12 protein-coding genes are annotated in these 16,738 nt (G+C 61.0%); 2 read left to right on the top strand and 10 right to left on the bottom strand.

Annotation, left to right across the window (positions count from 1 at the left end):
• Positions 1-12 precede the first annotated feature (12 nt).
• On the bottom strand, positions 13-2,451 hold the full coding sequence (locus ACSSNI_RS12975) for a helicase-related protein (protein ID WP_200639094.1): 2,439 nt from the start codon (positions 2,449-2,451) through the stop codon (positions 13-15).
• 208 nt (positions 2,452-2,659) lie between these two features.
• Between ACSSNI_RS12975 and ACSSNI_RS12970 the strand changes: the two genes are divergently transcribed.
• Positions 2,660-3,388: a DUF72 domain-containing protein gene (locus ACSSNI_RS12970; protein WP_200639096.1), complete on the top strand. Its 729-nt coding sequence runs from the start codon at positions 2,660-2,662 to the stop codon at positions 3,386-3,388.
• Positions 3,389-3,488: 100 nt separating this feature from the next.
• Here the strand turns inward: ACSSNI_RS12970 and ACSSNI_RS12965 are convergent, their stop codons facing one another.
• The 5 genes from ACSSNI_RS12965 to ACSSNI_RS12945 form a co-directional block, all read right to left on the bottom strand.
• A complete protein-coding gene (locus ACSSNI_RS12965; RefSeq protein ID WP_102838159.1) occupies positions 3,489-4,085 on the bottom strand; it encodes a hypothetical protein in 597 nt (198 codons plus the stop codon).
• Positions 4,086-4,293: 208 nt separating this feature from the next.
• Complete coding sequence (locus ACSSNI_RS12960; protein WP_200639099.1) at positions 4,294-5,157, bottom strand: SDR family oxidoreductase; 864 nt, start codon at positions 5,155-5,157, stop codon at positions 4,294-4,296.
• Between the two features lie 310 nt (positions 5,158-5,467).
• Positions 5,468-6,781, bottom strand: coding sequence for a methyl-accepting chemotaxis protein (locus ACSSNI_RS12955; protein ID WP_200639101.1), 1,314 nt, complete (start codon positions 6,779-6,781; stop codon positions 5,468-5,470).
• A gap of 88 nt (positions 6,782-6,869) precedes the next feature.
• The gene (locus ACSSNI_RS12950; RefSeq protein ID WP_200639103.1) at positions 6,870-7,283 is read right to left on the bottom strand and encodes a septal ring lytic transglycosylase RlpA family protein; all 414 of its coding nucleotides are present in this window, start codon (positions 7,281-7,283) and stop codon (positions 6,870-6,872) included.
• Between the two features lie 266 nt (positions 7,284-7,549).
• Positions 7,550-9,544: a peptidase U32 family protein gene (locus ACSSNI_RS12945; protein WP_200639106.1), complete on the bottom strand. Its 1,995-nt coding sequence runs from the start codon at positions 9,542-9,544 to the stop codon at positions 7,550-7,552.
• A gap of 201 nt (positions 9,545-9,745) precedes the next feature.
• Here ACSSNI_RS12945 and ACSSNI_RS12940 point away from each other — a divergent pair, with 201 nt between their 5' ends.
• Positions 9,746-11,980, top strand: coding sequence for a TonB-dependent siderophore receptor (locus tag ACSSNI_RS12940; RefSeq protein ID WP_200639108.1), 2,235 nt, complete (start codon positions 9,746-9,748; stop codon positions 11,978-11,980).
• Positions 11,981-12,263: 283 nt separating this feature from the next.
• Here ACSSNI_RS12940 and ACSSNI_RS12935 read toward each other — a convergent pair whose 3' ends face one another.
• The 4 genes from ACSSNI_RS12935 to ACSSNI_RS12920 all read right to left on the bottom strand — a co-directional run bounded on the left by ACSSNI_RS12935 (position 12,264) and on the right by ACSSNI_RS12920 (position 16,615).
• Positions 12,264-12,599 (bottom strand): DUF3325 domain-containing protein, encoded by a 336-nt coding sequence (locus tag ACSSNI_RS12935; protein WP_200639109.1) that lies wholly within the window; start codon positions 12,597-12,599, stop codon positions 12,264-12,266.
• Positions 12,596-14,158, bottom strand: coding sequence for a PepSY-associated TM helix domain-containing protein (locus tag ACSSNI_RS12930; protein WP_200639110.1), 1,563 nt, complete (start codon positions 14,156-14,158; stop codon positions 12,596-12,598). The genes ACSSNI_RS12935 and ACSSNI_RS12930 overlap by 4 nt, the downstream gene beginning before the upstream one ends.
• The gene (locus tag ACSSNI_RS12925) at positions 14,155-14,457 is read right to left on the bottom strand and encodes an iron transporter (RefSeq protein ID WP_200639111.1); all 303 of its coding nucleotides are present in this window, start codon (positions 14,455-14,457) and stop codon (positions 14,155-14,157) included. The genes ACSSNI_RS12930 and ACSSNI_RS12925 overlap by 4 nt, the downstream gene beginning before the upstream one ends.
• A 184-nt stretch (positions 14,458-14,641) precedes the next feature.
• Positions 14,642-16,615, bottom strand: a complete 1,974-nt coding sequence (locus ACSSNI_RS12920) for a ligand-gated channel protein (protein WP_200639112.1) — start codon at positions 16,613-16,615, stop codon at positions 14,642-14,644.
• Positions 16,616-16,738 lie beyond the last annotated feature (123 nt).

Raw genomic sequence — 16,738 nt, 5'->3', positions numbered from 1 at the left:
GATCCTAAAAGGCTATTTGCGTTTTTCGCTGAAACAGTTCTGGCACAGCCTGAATTTGCGTGCAGCCATCGGCATGGCTTTGCCACAGCCCTTGCAATTGCGGTTGTCGCCCGACACGCGGCGGCGATCTGAATTGCGCGGTTTGCGCTGGCGCGACAGCTCGCGGGTGATGGCACCGTTGAGCAGGCTGCGATGCTCTTCGGCCTGCTCCAGCGAAGGGAAGTGCGCTGGCAAGGTGCGCGCCAGGTGCAGGTAGGTTTCGATGACGTGCAGCGAACTCTCCAGGGTGGCGAGGTCTGCATCGATAATCAGCCGTGGCAATGAGATCTCTTTGTCCTGCGCGACCTTTTTCAGCCATTGCTGGGCGAAGACGGCGGCCGGGCTGTCGAGACCGCCGCGTATTGGCGTGCAGGCAAATATCCAGCGCAACGGCAGATCGATGGTTGGGTCGTCGATCAGCTTGATCCACTCCGCCAGCTCGTCGGGCAGGATCGAAATGAATTCGTCGCCATAATTGATGTTGCGATTGAAGGTCAGCCAGGCCCGTAGCAGGCTCGGTTCGTTCATCAGCTCGGCGATGGCCTGCAAGTGTTCGATGGACGGCCGCACCTGGAATTGCGACAGGTCCACCGGTTGATCGTCGCTATGGAACAGCTGCTTGATCGACTGCAGCGTTTGCCCGTCGAGGGCGGTGATGACCCCGCTGGCGTGATGGCCGAAGCGTCCGGCGCGGCCGCCGATCTGCTTGACCTCCTGGACCTTGAGCTGACGATTCTGGACGCCGTCGTACTTTTCATCCGTATAGAAACACAGCGTATGCGCCGGCAGGTTGAGGCCCATACCCACGGCATCGGTGGCGACCATGATGTCCGCCTCGCCTTCGCGAAAGCGGCGCGCCTGCTCGCGGCGGACTTCAGGCGACAACGCACCGTAGACCACCGAGACGCTTTTGCCGGTCATCTCCAGCATCGCCTTGAGTTCCAGTACCGTCCTGCGGCTGAAGGCGACCAGCATCGAGCCGGCGTCCAGCTGCTTGAGGTTGGTCGCGCGGCGGGCCACATCGACCGGCGACAGGCGTTTGGTGCGCTTGATTACCAGCTGGTCTTCGCACAGGTCGCACAGGGTCTTCAGCGACGGCTGGATCAGCTCTGGGCCGGTCATGATCAGGTCCTGGGTGTAGGCACTGACCAGCGCATCGACCCAGGCCCAGCCGCGTTGCGAGTCGGCCATCATCTGTACTTCGTCGATCACCACCACGTCCCATGACTCGTGCCGGAAGCGCGCGAATTCCTCGACCGTGCAGCAGTAGTGGGTGGCACCCTCGCGGATGATCTCTTCCTCGCCGGTGACCAGCGAGCAGGGCACGCCCATGGATTCGATGCGTTCCTGGTTTTCCAGCGCCATCAACCGCAGTGGCGATAGGTAGATGGCGTGGGTCACGCCGGTCATGGCCTGGATCGCCTGGTAGGTCTTGCCGCTGTTGGTGGGGCCGAGCAGGGCGGTCCAGGTGCGGGTGATTCGCCGTGCGGCGTAGAGCTTGTGGTAATGGACGAAGCGCGGGTTGTTCTCCAGCAGCACCGCAAAGGCCATCTTCTCGCGGTTGTCCTCGCGGGCGAAGCGGATGGTCCGGCGCAGCTTTTTCGGCTCCATCATGAAGACTTCGGTCAGGCGCTTCTCACCAAGCAGCTGCAGGTCGAAGTCCTGCGCCTCCTCGATCATCATTTCGAACTTGGCGTTCATCGCCGCGCGGTCTTCGTCTTTGAGCTCGGCGACTTCCCGGTCGCTGAGCACATGGCCCTGGCCGCCCGGAATGCGCCGCTGCATGTCCAGCGCTACCTCGCCGTGGCGCAACTCGACGACATAGCGCAGCTCATGCTTGACCTCGTTAACGATGTCCACGGCGCGTGCGGCGAAGTCTTCCAGGCGTGCCAGCCGCACGGGCAGTCGCTCCAGGCACTGGCCTTTCTGTTCGTCGCTGAGCTCAGCGAAGGGCTTTTCCAGCACATGCAGGCGATCTCGGACCAGGGCCTCCACCGCAGCGCAGACGCGGCGTTCAAACTCATCGACAGAGCGGCTTTCGTCGATGCGCAGCGCGAACTCGGGCTCGAGCAGGTTCTGCACCGGGCCGCAATCCAGCGTTTTTTCAACGCCGAAAATATCCACCGTACAGCTGAAGTCGTTCACGTCCCGGTTCAGCAGGCGGCCTATCAAGCTGGCTGGTTCAGCATTCTCGAGGTTCGCCTCGACGGTTACCGGGTCCAGCCCGAGCCAATACAACCGCGCCGCACGGCCGATCTCCGGCGGTTGGTGGCCGAGGTAGGTGCTGAACCACTTTTCCTGATGATTTTTCTTCGGTGTGAAGTCGGGATGACGTTCTGTAGCCCAGCTAAGGAAGCGTTGCAGCCTTTCAAGGCTGGAGCTGCGGCGGTGTTTGGCTTCGGCCTTGCGCATGATCGACGCCTCTCTGATCAGGTGTGCTGCAAGTTTGGACAATCGAGCCGCGCAATACGAGCGGTACGGAAGAGTGCCATGTGTCGGGCGCACAGGCGCAGCGCTTCGGGTTCTGGCATTTGCATGGTGCGGTCGCTGTAGCAACGGATCGTAAGGGCGCACTGCGTGGTCTTTTCAAGAGACCGTCGTTTCATAGAAAGGCCAGCCTATGGCAATCAGCAGTCCCATTTTGCTTGGCACCGCCGGCTGGAGTCTGCCGCGCGAGCAATGGCCGGCGTTTCCGGCAGGGGGAACACATCTAGAGCGTTACGCGGGTCGTTTGCCCGGCGTGGAGATCAACAGTTCGTTCTATCGCTCCCACCGACCCGCGACCTATGCGAAGTGGGCCGAAAGCGTGCCGAACGGGTTTCGTTTCTGCGTCAAGGTCCCCAAGCAGATCACCCATGAACGGCGTCTGCTTGAGTGCGAAGGCTTGCTCGAACAGTTTCTGCACGAGTGCGGCCACCTGGGTGAGAAACTTGGCTGCCTGCTGGTGCAATTGCCGCCGTCGCTGGATTACGAACCGGCCAGTGCCGCTGCGTTTATCGACGCTCTGAGAAAGGATTACGCGGGGCTGGTGGCAATCGAGCCTCGTCATCCGAGCTGGATCGATGCCGAGACGCTGCTTGACGAGGCACGGATAGCTAGGGTCGCGGCCGATCCGGCGCCCTTTGCGGAAGCAGCTGAACCGGGCGGCTGGCAGGGTTTCCGTTATTACCGCCTGCATGGCTCGCCGCGCATGTACTACTCGTCCTATGGCGATGACTGGCTCGACCGCTTGGCCGAGCGTCTGGAGGCGCAGGCAAGTACGGCTAACTGGTGCATTTTCGATAACACTGCCAGCGGTGCGGCGATTGCTAATGCTCTGGCGCTGCAGGGTCGGCTCTCCCCCGGCTAGGATCTGTTTCGCTAACGTGATCCGGCGTTGCGGTCAGCCTTGCCAGGTCAGCGCGGTTCTCGGAAAGGATGAGGCTGACCCGCGCATTGCCGCTCCGTTCTCAGCGCGGCACGATCCGGACCCGTCCGGCCGTGTTGTCGCGCCGTCCGGCCTTGTCGTTTTCCGCACGGCCGGGAATCGAGCCGTTTGCGGCGCCACGATCTCCGCTGGCCGTCCCGTCCACTTCGCGTTCATCGACGCTGAGAGATGTGGCGTCGGGGTAGCCGGTGGTCAGAGTTTCGGTGCTGGCAGTGACTGGAGTCGCTTCTTCTTCACCCCAGTTGGCGCTGCGCTCGTCGATATCGATGGCGCCGTTTCGCTCCATCAGGTCCTCAACCATGGCGACCTCGGCATCGGTATCCAGCGTGACAGTCACGACTGTCGAGCCACGCCGAGCAGCTTCCGGATAGCGGCCAGCGTGCTTGCTGGAATCGTCACCAAAAATCTTGTGGAAGAAACTTCCCAGCTTCTCGGCAGCCGTGGCGTCATCGCCCGGCTCTTCGCCCACCACTTCCACGCGGCTGCTGTCGACGCTATCCGGGTTGAAGGAGGCTGAAATCTGGATGGCGTCGCCGGCGATACCTTTGCTCAGGAGTTCGGTCTTGACTTGCTCGGCTTCGGCGTAGCGGTCGAACGCCGCGAGAAGGATCTGGGGCATGACTTCACCTTTGTGTGCAGCTCTGGCTGCGGTTCGTGATTGTGGCGCGCGGCTCGACCGGTGCGGTGATCGCGTGCCGTTCTGCATTGGGCGGGCGAAGCGGGAGGATGGTTCCGTAGCGGGTCATTACCCGATGCTTCGGATGGCCGAGCATGGGCCGGCCGCGGTGATAGCGCGGCGCGGCACGATGGGCAGATCGAGAGTCAGCTCAGCCGTTCAGCACCTTGCCGCCATTGATATGGATAGTCTGGCCACTGACATAGGACGAGTCTTCGCACGCCAGGTACACGTACGCCGGACCCAGCTCAGAAGGTTGGCCACAACGACCCATGGGCATCTGACTGCCGAAGTCCTCAAGCAACTCGGGGTCGTGCTTGCCGAGGGTGGCGGGTTGCAGTGGTGTCCAGATCGGACCGGGCGCGATCTGGTTCACGCGGATGTCGCGCTCGATCAGTTGCTGCGAAAGGGCGCGGGTGAAGCCGTCGATGGCGCCCTTGGTCGAGGTGTAGTCCACCAGCATCGGGTTGCCGATAAAGGAGTTGATCGAGGTGGTGTTGATGATCGCCGCACCGGCTTTCAGGTGCGCCAGTGCAGCACGGGTTAGGTAGAAGTAGCTGTGGATGTTGGTGGCAAAGGTCTTTTCCCACTGCTCATCGGTGATGTCTTCGAGCCGTGTCTGCACTTCCTGACGGCCGGCATTGTTTACCAGCACGTCCAGCTGGCCGAATGTCTTCACCGTCTGTTCGACCGCATCAGTGCAGTGGCTGCTATCGCGGATGTCGCCGGGCAACAGCAGGCAACGCTTACCTTCGGCTTCGATCATGCGCTTGGCATCTTGGGCGTCTTCATGTTCGTTGAGATACATGATCGCCACATCCGCACCTTCACGGGCAAAGTGCACCGCTGCCGCGCGACCGATGCCGCTGTCACCACCGCTGACCAAGGCTACCTTTCCGGCCAGCTTCCCGCTGCCCTTGTAGCTGTCGCGGATGAACTCCGCCGGCGGTTGCATCTCGCTTTCCAGCCCCGGCAAACGGTCTTGTTTCTGCGCGTGAATTTTCGGATAAGCCATACATGCTCCAGACGTGAAAATGGGGTCTGTAAGTACGGCTGATGCCTGGCCCGAAAGTTTCGGCGGATTGCCGAGCGGTGCTTCGCGGCGTCCGGTGATTGGAAAAGACTCTGCCACGGTAGATGGCGCAGGCCTACTTGGCTAAGTGACAACGCACCCAGACGAGCTCAGGCCAGAAAGTAACCGGAGGCGCCGGGAATCCCGTCTCCCGCCGGCTGTCGGCCGCTTGATGGGAGGCGGGCGGTACTCAAGCGAGCGACCAGGGGGCGCAGGGATCACGCTGCGCATCCCGGTTGGCTATCCGAAGCGATTAATTCAATTCGTTGGCAAAACGCCCGACGGCGCTGACAACCTGCTTGGCCCCATCCTGAATCTCGACGATCACGGCGCCGGCCTGGTTGGCCAGGGACAGGCCTTGTGCTGCCTGCTCACGGCTGTTGGCCATCTCTCGTACCGCTTCATCCACCAGTGCCTGGTTCTTTTGCACCACGCTGACGATTTCTTCGGTGGCGGCGCTGGTGCGGCCAGCCAGCTGGCGAACTTCGTCGGCGACCACGGCAAAACCGCGTCCCTGTTCACCGGCGCGCGCCGCTTCGATGGCGGCGTTGAGTGCCAGCAGGTTGGTTTGTGCAGCGATGCCGCCAATAGTCTGGACGATGGAGCTGATCAGATGCGATTGCTGACCTAGCGCCTCGATACCCTGCGTCGCCGATTCGACCTCTTCGGCGATGCGCTGCATGGTTGCCACCGTATCCTTGACCACCACGGCGCCGCGCTCGGCGCTGGTGTCGGTCTTACGGGACACGTCATAGGCGATGCTCGCTGCCTCGCGCACCTCCTCTTCACGGGCGACTTGGTCGCTGACCACACTGGCGAATTTGACCACCTTGCACAGCTTGCCTTCGGTGTCATACACGGGGTTGTAGGTCGCTTCCAGCCAAACGTCCCGGCCCATGCTGTCGATGCGCTTGAAGCGGTTCGCAACAAACTCGCCTCGGTTAAGCGTCTGCCAGAAGGTCTTGTACTGCTGTGAAGAGGCTTCTTCGGGAGTGCAGAACATGCTGTGGTGCTTGCCCACGATCTGCTTGAGCGAATAGCCCATGCCTTGCAGGAACTGATCGTTGGCCGAAACCACAGTGCCGTCCAGATTGAACTGAATGACCGCGGTAGAACGCAGCAGTGCGTTGATAAACGCTTCGTTCTCCTTGGCGAGCTGCAGCTCTTTGGTCACTTCCCGGGCGTAGCCGCTCATGTGTAGCAGCTTGCCGTGAGCATCCAGGATCGGATACCAGTCGATGTGCAGCCAGGCTAGGCTGCCATCAGTGCGTAGAAACCGATAGTCGTCGCTGACTGGCGCTAGCTTGGACACAGCGGCTTGAAAATTGTGAAAGCAGGGCAGGTTCTTGACGTAGGCCGGCACGATGTCCGTCATAGGGCGGCCCTGCAGCTGTTCGACGGTGTAGCCGAGCGTCTTGGCGAACTTCTGATTGACCGCCACCATCCGAAACTCGGTGTCGAGGGTGATCGACAGCATCGTGGCACCCATCTGATCACGGAGCTGTCGTAGCAGAGACAGTTCTGCAGCCTGTTCTTCGAGTTGTTTTTTTAGCTGGCCGTTGAACATGAAAGCACACCGATAGATGAGTGGACGTACATCGCTATCGGCACGCTATTCCCATACTTGATGACCGACGATCGCTGGCCGTGCGTCACTAGTCGACCCGCTCCACGCGCACTCGGATCACGCCGGCGCGGGTGCTGGCGATGCGTTCAAAGGCTGCTTTGGACAGGTCGATGATTCGCCCTCGCACGAACGGCCCGCGGTCGTTTATGCGTACCACCACGCTTTTGCCGTTGCGGGTGTTGATCACCCGAACTTTCGTGCCGAAGGGCAGGGTGCGGTGCGCCGCTGTTAGCGCTTTCTGGTCGAAACGTTCGCCGTTGGCGGTCAGTTTGTTGTGGTGCTGGTTACCGTAATACGAGGCTTTGCCCGAGCCGATCTGCTCCCCGGAAACGGGCGCTGGCGGCTGGCCTGTCGTCGGTTCCTTCGGCGGAGCTGTCGTACAGCCAGCAACAGAGGCGAACAAAAGCAGTGCAGCGATCCAATTGACTGGCCTGTTGAGCATCCTTCGATCCTTGTCTTCACGCTGAGGCTTTACGCCCCTGGTGGGTGCAGGGGCGCGGTGCCATTAGGAGTGTCCATTCGCCAGTAAGTTTGCTGGGGCGATGAATTCGACAGCTGCGTCCTGGTTGTCGGCATTGTCGTCCAACCAGCCACTGTTGGCCGGTGCGCAACTTCCAGGTGCGGCTTTATTGTTGACGGTGTAACGCAGGTGCTGGTTATCGGCGCCAGCCGGACGCCGAGATGGCATCCGCTGGGCCTGGACCCATGTCAGGCGTGGGGCTTGCTGCGGATCGTTTTCATCAGATCAGCCGGGGTAATGTGGCCGACTACACCGCTGCCTGGCTGCGGCAGGTTGAGGATGTTGTCCTTGATCTTGCCGATCACATGCATCTCGCATGGTTTGCAATCGAATTTCAGGGTCAGCACTTCGTCGCCATGTACGAGCTGCATCGGGGCGACCTTGGTGCGCACGCCGGTCACGCCCTTGGCCTGTTTCGGACAGAGGTTGAAGGAGAAGCGCAGGCAGTGTTTGGTGATCATCACCGGCACTTCGCCGGTTTCCTCGTGGGCCTCGTAGGCCGCATCGATCAGCTGCACGCCGTAACGGTGGTAGAAGGCGCGGGCTTTCTCGTTGTAGACGTTGTAGAGGAAGGACAAGTGAGCTTCCGGGTAAACCGGAGGCGGCACGCTGACGGCCTTGCGGCTGCCCAGCGGACGAATCGCTTCGCGGGCTTCGGTCAGCGCCTCGATGGCCTCGCGGCGCAGCGCCTTTAACTGGGAGTTGGGGATAAAGAAGGCCTGCGGCGCGTCCACGTCCACTTCTTCGGCGTGGTAGATGGTCGTGCCCAGCTGGCTCAGCAGGTCCGTAATCTGGCTGGGCACCTGCTCCGGCTTCTTCGCTTCGCCAAAGGGGCCGGCCAGCGAAACCGTGGCGTAAGCGCCTTCTTCGCTGGTGACGTGCAGCTCCAGCGCGTCCGCCCGCAGTTTGGCCAGCCAGCGCACGCCAATACGGCGCTCGGCGGAAGTTTTAAGCAGCGCGTTCTGCCAGTTGTGGTCCAGGTTGCGGTTCAGCGGATGGTTCGGCCGCAGCTGGCGTATCGCCGCGGGCATTTCGTTGGGCTCGACGCGATATTGCCAGAACTGCTGACCGTCTTCTTCGAATTGCTTGAGCTGTTCGACCACGCTGGCGCGGAAACCCACTACCTCGCGCTTGATCAGCACGTTCAGACCATCGCCGTTGGACAGCGGTTCGCGGGTCTGTACGGTCAGGTCGTACTTGCCGACCTTGAGTACTTCGCCTACGGCGAGGCCGGTGAAGGTCGGTGAATCGAAGGCGCCAATGTCGATCTTGCGGTCGGTGACAAAGTAGTCGGTGCTGCCGCGGTGGAACGTCTTGTCTGGGTCCGGCACGAAGAAGTGATCGGTACGGCCGCTGGACGCGCGGGCCAGATCGGGGCGGTCCAAGAGGATTTCGTCGAGGCGCTGGCGGTAGTAAGCGGTGATGTTCTTCACATAGCTCACATCCTTGTAGCGCCCCTCGATCTTGAACGAACGCACGCCGGCATCGACCAGCGCGCGCAGGTTGGCGCTCTGGTTGTTGTCCTTCATCGACAGCAGGTGTTTTTCGAAAGCGACCACCTGGCCTTTATCGTCCTTCAAGGTGTAGGGCAAGCGGCACGCCTGCGAGCAATCGCCACGGTTGGCGCTGCGGCCGTTTTGCGCGTGGGAAATGTTGCACTGGCCGGAGAACGCTACGCACAGCGCGCCGTGAATGAAGAACTCGATGGCCGCATCGGTCGCATCGCTGATCGCGCGGATCTCCTGCAGGTTCAGCTCGCGGGCCAGTACCAATTGAGAGAACCCGGCCTTGTCGAGAAAGGTGGCGCGCTCCAGGGTGCGGATATCAGTCTGAGTACTGGCGTGCAGCTCGATCGGTGGAATGTCCATTTCCATCACGCCCATGTCCTGCACGATCAGCGCATCCACACCGATTTCGTAGAGCTGCCAGATCAGCGCCCGGGCCGCTTCCAGCTCGTCGTCATGCAAGATGGTGTTGATGGTGACGAACACCCGCGCATGGAACAGATGGGCAATTTTCACCAGCTCGGCAATGTCCGCCACGCTGTTCTCGGCGTTGTGCCGCGCCCCAAAACTCGGCCCGCCGATATACACCGCATCGGCGCCATGCAGGATGGCCTCACGGGCAATGGTGGTGTCCCGAGCAGGGGAGAGCAGTTCGACATGGTGCTTGGGCAAGGACATGGGCGCGGACCGAGTGTGAATCGAAAGTCGCGCATTGTAATGGCTTAAGGGGCTTTTGGGATTGGCCGCTGGGCGAGTAGAGCGCGCCGATGAAGTCCGGCGGCTTGGTCGTTCGTTCCATGAGGGGGCTTTCGGCAATCCTGATACGAACATATAATGCGAAAGATTCTCATAATCGATCACATTACATGGAAGCCAGAGATGCCGACCACCACGTTTGCCCAGCTCGACCCCGCCGCTGGACGCTCTAAGCTCGCCCTGAAGCCGCTCACGCTGGTAGTTCACCTACTCGCTGTTGGTGCGCTCCTTCCCGCCATGCCTGTTTACGCGCAGTCTGCCGCTGCAACTGAGGCAGACGAGGCAACCACCCTCGAAGCGGTCACCATCACCGGTGAGGCGGTACAAGACGTGACGGAAGGAACGGGCTCCTACACGACGGGCGCTGCACGCACGTCCACCCCGCTCAGCATGTCCCTTCGCGAAACGCCGCAGTCGATCAGCGTGATAACGCAGCAGCGCATTGAAGATCAGGACATGCAGACCATTCTCGATGTGGTGAATAACACCACCGGTGTTTCGGTGAACCGCTACGAAACCGATCGAGCGCAATTCAACGCCCGCGGGTTCGAGATCAACTCGCTGATGATCGACGGTGTGCCGACGATATGGGAGCAGCCTTGGAGCTCGGGCGAGATGTTCAGCAGCCTGGCGATGTATGACCGCGTTGAAGTGGTGCGCGGAGCAAACGGTCTTATGGCGGGGGCCGGAGATCCGTCTGCTTCGCTCAACCTGGTCCGCAAACGTGCGAGCAGCCGCGAGTTGACGGGTTCTGTCGAGGTCAGCGCTGGAAGCTGGGATACCTATGGCACGGAAGGCGACTTGTCGTTCGCTGTCAACGAGGCCGGTACGATACGTGCCAGGTTGGTGGGAGAGTTCAACGAAGGAGACAGCTGGATTGACCTGAAGTCCAAACAGCGCGAAACCTTCTACGGAACCATGGATATTGACCTCACGCCAGACACCACCCTTTGGTTCGGTCTTAGCCGTCAGACAAACGACTCCGACTCGCCAATGTGGGGCGGCCTGCCGATCTGGTATGCCGATGGTAGCCGCACGGACTGGAGCCGTTCCAAGACGACCTCGGCCGAGTGGAGTAAATGGGACAGCACGTACGACACCTACTTCATCAATCTCGATCACCGCTTCGCCAACGATTGGGAGTTGAACCTGAGCTACAACCGCGGCGAACGTAGCTCCGACTCTTATCTGCTGTACCTGTCGGGTAACCCTGGCCGCGACGGCAGCGCACCGATGTCGTCCTTTCCTGGCTCCTACAAGACTGAAACCGTACAGGACGATTACAGCATCCGCTTTGGTGGGCCTGTGATGCTGTTGGGGCGCGAACACGAAGTCGCTTTCGGCTACATCTATAGCCAGCAGGACTTTGATGCCGATAATCGTGTCGCGCAGAGCGGCTTCGGTGGCGTCGCCAATTTCGATGCCTATGACGGCGACTTTCCTGCGCCGACTTGGGGAGGGTTGGCGCCTTACAGCTACGGCGATCTGACCCAAAAAGGGCTGTACGCCGTGACTCGACTGAGCGTGACGGACGACCTGAAGGTGATTCTTGGCGCGCGTGACAACCGCTACGAGAAGACCAGTGACGACACTCCGTTCACCTCACCCTCCCGCCTGGACGAGCACGAACTGACACCCTATGCCGGCATCGTTTACGACCTTACGGAGAACCTGTCGGCCTATGCCAGCTACACCGATATCTTTCAGCCCCAGGCGCGGCGGGATATTACCGGTCAGCAGTTGGACTCGGTTATCGGTGAAAGCTACGAGACGGGCTTGAAAGCCGAGTTCTTCGAAGGCCGGCTAAACGCATCCGCAGCCATTTTCAAGATCAAGCAGGATGGCCTGGCCGAGAGCACGGGTACTGCCGTTCCCGGCGGCATGGTGGGAGAGTTTGCCTACGAGCCTATCGATGTGACCAGCGAGGGCTTTGAGCTGGAGGTCTCCGGCGAGCTGGCACCGGATTGGAATCTCATGGCGGGCTATACCCAATTTGAGGTCGAGGACCCGGAAGGTAACGCCCGCAGCACGCGCTTCCCGACCAAGCTGCTGCGTACTTTCACGACCTATCGTCTACCAGGTGCGTTCAATAAGCTGACCATTGGCGGGGGCGTGAACTGGCAGGACAGCATCTACACCTATGCCACCAATCCAGCCGGCAATCGGGAGAAGATTGAGCAGGAAGCATATGCCCTGGTGAACCTGATGGCGCGCTATGAAGTGACCGACAATCTCACCGCTCAGTTGAACGTGGACAATCTGACCGACGAAGAATACTTCGATATGTTCGAAGCCTATGGTGCGCTGACATACGGTGCGCCGCGCAGCGTCACTGCATCCGCGAAGTATCGTTTCTGACGGATGCGCTTGGCTGAACGGTGTCCCCTAAAGGCTCACGTAAAGCTGTAATCAAAAGCCCCGACCGCAAGGCCGGGGCTTTTTCGTTATCAATGGGCGGGCGTTCTGCAAATTAAGAGCTGCGGCGCGGATAGGGCAGACCCCTGAGTTCTGGAGCTAAAGAATAGCGCTGCTCGACATGTGTTCGTGCCGCCGATTTGTAGCGTGGACGTCTATGAACAAACTGTGCCGCACTGGCCAGAACACTTTATGCGCGAGCTTATGCGGCCAGCCGCTTCATGCCCTACAGCAACGCCACTACCACCCAAATCGATGCGCCTAGCATAGGCAACGATGTCGCCACGCGCGGCGCATACGGGATCAACATCAACAACGCAAAGCCCGCCAGCGAGATCAGGCCGAACCAGCCGACCACGGCCATGCCGCCCGGCCAGACCTGGCAGGACGCATATACGGCGAGCCCGAGCAGAACACTACCGACCGGTACACATACGCAACGAAGCTTGGTCGGTACGCGCGGATTGACCAGCTGCTTCCAGTGGCGCTCCTTGTTCAGGCAGAAACCCAGCATGCCGGCGTAAGCCAGTACAAGGCTGGCGAACAGGGCTGAATCGTTCATGACGATGCTCCTTGAGCTGGGCGGCTCGGGCGAGGCGAGCGGACGTCTCGGGCGGCGATGACCGACGGTATTTTCCACACGGTCCAGCCCAACAGCAGTCCCATCGAAGCCACGCTCGCCAGCAGGGACAGGCGCAGGCTGTCTTGAGTGATTTGTGCAGTCCACAGGTCCAGCAACGGCAGGGTGACGGCCATCAGTGCTGTGGCTGATAGCTGTTCGCGCCAGGCCGCCAGCGGCTTGCGCAGCCAGCCGTGCAGCCAGCTCAGCGCCCAGACGCCGAAGAACACGCGCAGCTCCCAGTCCTGACGGTCAGTCAGCGCGGCCGGCAGCAGCCGGTTACTCCACAGCAGCGTCGTACAGGCCAGCAAAAGCCCGGCAACGACTGCCACGTTGAGGCTCTCCACCACGCGCAGAAAGTGTGGGTTGGCCTTGGCCTGTTTGCGTTGTTTGACGGCATAGAGCACCAGTCCCGTACCGATCATGGCGCAGCTGATCAGGCCGCAGACGAAATACAGCCAACGCATCGGATAGCCGCCGAACTGCGCGAAGTGCAGGCCCGCCATCACCCGTTGGGTCAGCTGGCTGGTGCGTGACGGCTCGGGCGCCTGAATCAGCTCGCCAGTGACGCCGTTGAAGACCATGCCTTCGCCCTTGGTCAGCTCGATTCGGTTGCCCAATACCGGTCGCGCCGTGACCTGGGCGTTGGTCTTGCCAGGGTTGCTGACGGCCAGACCGCCGATCATGCCCTCGCCATAGTGCGCTTCGGCGCGGCTGACGATTTCACCCAATGCCAGCATAGGTGCCGCTGGTGCCGCGACGGGCTTGCTGCCACGTCCCTCGCCGCGTGGCGCCTGCTCTACAGCGCGCCCTGACTGCGCATCGCGAAAATAGGCCTGGCGGTCGCCGTCATAAAGGGCATCCACCGCTGCCGGCATGTAGAGCAGAAAAAAGATGGCCAGCCCCGTGTAGGTGATCATCAGGTGAAACGGCAGCAGCAGAACGGCACTGGCATTATGGGCGTCCAGCCAGGAGCGCTGCCCTTTGGCGGGCCGAAAGGTAAAGAACTCCTTGAAGATCTTCTTGTGGATGATGATGCCGCTGATCAGTGCCACCAGCATCGCCATGGCCGCAAACCCCACCACCCATACCCCCAGCGTGCGGGGCAGATGCAGCGTGTAGTGGAAATGGAAGAAGAAGTTGCCGCCGATGGTTTCGCGCGGCTCGATGGTCGCCCCGGAAACCGGATCCAGCTGAGTGCTCACCGCACCGCGGCGACGTTCGCCGACGGATACGCTGAGAGCGGGCGTGCGCTCAGTCGGCAGGCTGATGTTCCAGTTCGATTGGTCTGCATGGTTGTCCATCAACCAGCGCTGCGCCACATTGGCCGCAGCGGCTGGTGACTGCGCCCTATCGACCAGCTCCGGCTGCATCCACCAATTGATCTCCTTGTCGAACACCGCGAGGGTGCCGGTGAGAAAGATGGCGAACAGCATCCAGCCGAGCAGCAGCCCGCACCAGGTATGCAGCCAGGACATCGATTGCGTCAGGCTGCCTTTCATTGCCACATCTCCAGCAGCTGAGGCCAGAAGCCGATGACTGCCAAGGGAATTGCGAGCCCGGCACCAATCAGTAACCGCCGCAGCGATGCTGCCGCGAAGGTCCAGAGCACGAACGTCAGGTACACCACGAACGACAGCAACGACGACGCGGTAACCGCGTCGACCGGATCGAGCGGCAGCCACTGTGCGAGCGCGGCAGTGAAGGCGTAGGTGAAGGCATAACCGCCCAGGAGGGCCAGCAGGGTACGGGCCGCGATGGCAGGCCATGCACTTCTCGATTGAGTGGCAGAACGGGTCACGACGTGCTTCTCAGTGAGAGTCTTACGAAAAATGCCCAACCGTCGTAAACGCCGGCCGGGCATCGGTCTTGTGATGAACCGGGAGGGAGGCGCCCATGTGCCCCATCCAAACTGATGATCGCTACCCCAGTCTTACGGATCGAAGCGAGACGCCAGTTGGCAAAGACGTCTCCCTCACGACACCTCAGAACGAAGCGCTCACCCCCAGCGTGTAGCGACGCCCGTCGAGCACGGTTTCGTAGCTGTCGTAGTCGATCTGCTCGTTGAATACGTTGTACACACCCGCCAGCAGCTTGACGTTCCGGTTCAGCGCATAGGTGCCGCCAAGGTCGACCAGGGTGTATGCCGGGGTGCTATCCGCCATGCTGGTGCGCGACAGGTATTCCGAGGTTTCGCTGCGGTAATTGAGCCGTGCCCAGGTGCCGAGATGGTCGCTGGCCTGCCAGTCCAGCATGGTGTTGAACATGTGCTTGGGCATCTTGTTCAGCGGCTCGCCGCGGAAGTCACCGCTGCGCTGCTCCGAGTCGGTGTAGGTGTAGTTGGCACCCAGGGAGAGGGTCTCGGTGATCGCCCAGTCGAAGGTCGCCTCGACACCGCGCATGCGCGCTTCATCGACGTTCACCCGATCACTGATGAAACGGTACGCCTCACCATTGACGACGCACTGGCCGGAGGCATTGCCGGTGGTATCCGTGCAGCGGCGAAGCTCGGTGATCTTGTCTTCGAAGTCGGTGTTGAACAGGGTCAAGCCCGCCGAGACACCGTTCAGGCTGTCCCACAACACGCCGATTTCCTGGCTCAGGCTTTGCTCGGGTTTGAGTGCCGAGTTGCCGACAATGACTGCGGGATCGCCCCGTCCGCCGCCGGTGATCTGTCCCCAGTTATCCACGGCCGCACGAATGTCCGGCGAGCGGTAGCCGCTGGAGACGCCACCCTTGACCGTCCATTGCTCGGCCGCCTGCCACACGCCGTAAACCCTCGGAGACCAGTGGGTGCCGTAGTTCTCATCGCGATCCATACGCAGGCCGGTGGTCAGCGCGAAGCTGTCGGTGAGGCTCCACTCGTCTTCGGCGAACAGCGCCCAGGACCAGCGCGTCAGGCGGGTCAGGTCCTCGGCACCGGCCAGCTGGTTACCCTTGTCCGAAAGATCTTCGTACTTGTATTGGCCGCCGAGCGTGGCGATGTGGTCACCCAGAAACAGCGAGCTCTGCGTGTTGAACACGCTGTTCTCCAGCTCCATCTCACGCCCGGGGTTCTCGATGCGCTCCTGCTGCAGATAGGTTTCCGACTGGCCCGAAGTCCAGCGGCCTGTGTGGCTGATGGAGTAATGGGTGCGGTCGTAGTCGGACAGCGAATCGCTGTTGCCCGTGCCAGAACGGCCCACGCTGGAGTTGCGTTCCTGCTCGGTCTTACCCGCTTCCAGCACGATGTCATTGGACTCGTTTGGCGTGAACGACAACTTGGCCGTTCCGCTGTCGGTCTTTTGCTCATTGAATCCGCGAGGGATGTCGTCCTCGTCTCGTCGAGCTGTCTGTCCGTATACCTGTAGCCCCAGAAGGCCGTCGACCAGTGGCCCGGAGAGGTAGCCGTTCAACGTATGGTAATCACCGGAGTCGGAGCGGTCCTGGAAGGTCTTTTCGGTGCGTAGCCCACCGTGCCAGGTATCGGCCACCTTGCGCGTGATGATATTGATCACACCGCCCATGGCATCGGAGCCGTAAAGCGAAGACATCGGGCCGCGCACGACTTCGATGCGTTCGATGGCTTCCAGCGGCGGCGTCCAGCCTTGCTCGATGCCCGGGCCGTCGCTGTTGGGGCGCGTCGCGCGCGACTCCATGCGCTTGCCGTCGATGAGGATCAGGGTGTACTTGGAGGCCATGCCGCGAATGCTGATATCGCTGGAACTGGCGCCGCCGGTGACCACGACGCCCGGAATGTCACGCAGGGCATCGGTGACATCACGGTAGGATTTGTTTTCCAGTTCCTCGCGAGTGACCACGGAGATGGAGGCGGGGGCCTGCTTGATCTGCTGCTCGAATCCCGACGCGGTCACGACGACGTTCTTTAGTTCGACCGGCTCTGCGGCACTGACCGGCGTGCTCATCCAGGTTGCTACAGCGATTGCGCAAGCCAGCCGATGTCGATTGAAAGTCACCATGTACTGCCATCTCCCTGAGAAAACCTACGTCTGCAGCCATTAACGATATGGCGCATGCATGTGAGCTGCGGTGCGATCCGCTAGTCGCTCGCAATGCTAAGTATTCTCATTTGAGAGTAAAGC

The organism is Stutzerimonas tianxiuensis, assembly GCF_053470365.1.
Note: the sequence above shows the minus strand (reverse complement) of the source record. Positions and strands in the feature narration are given on the sequence as shown.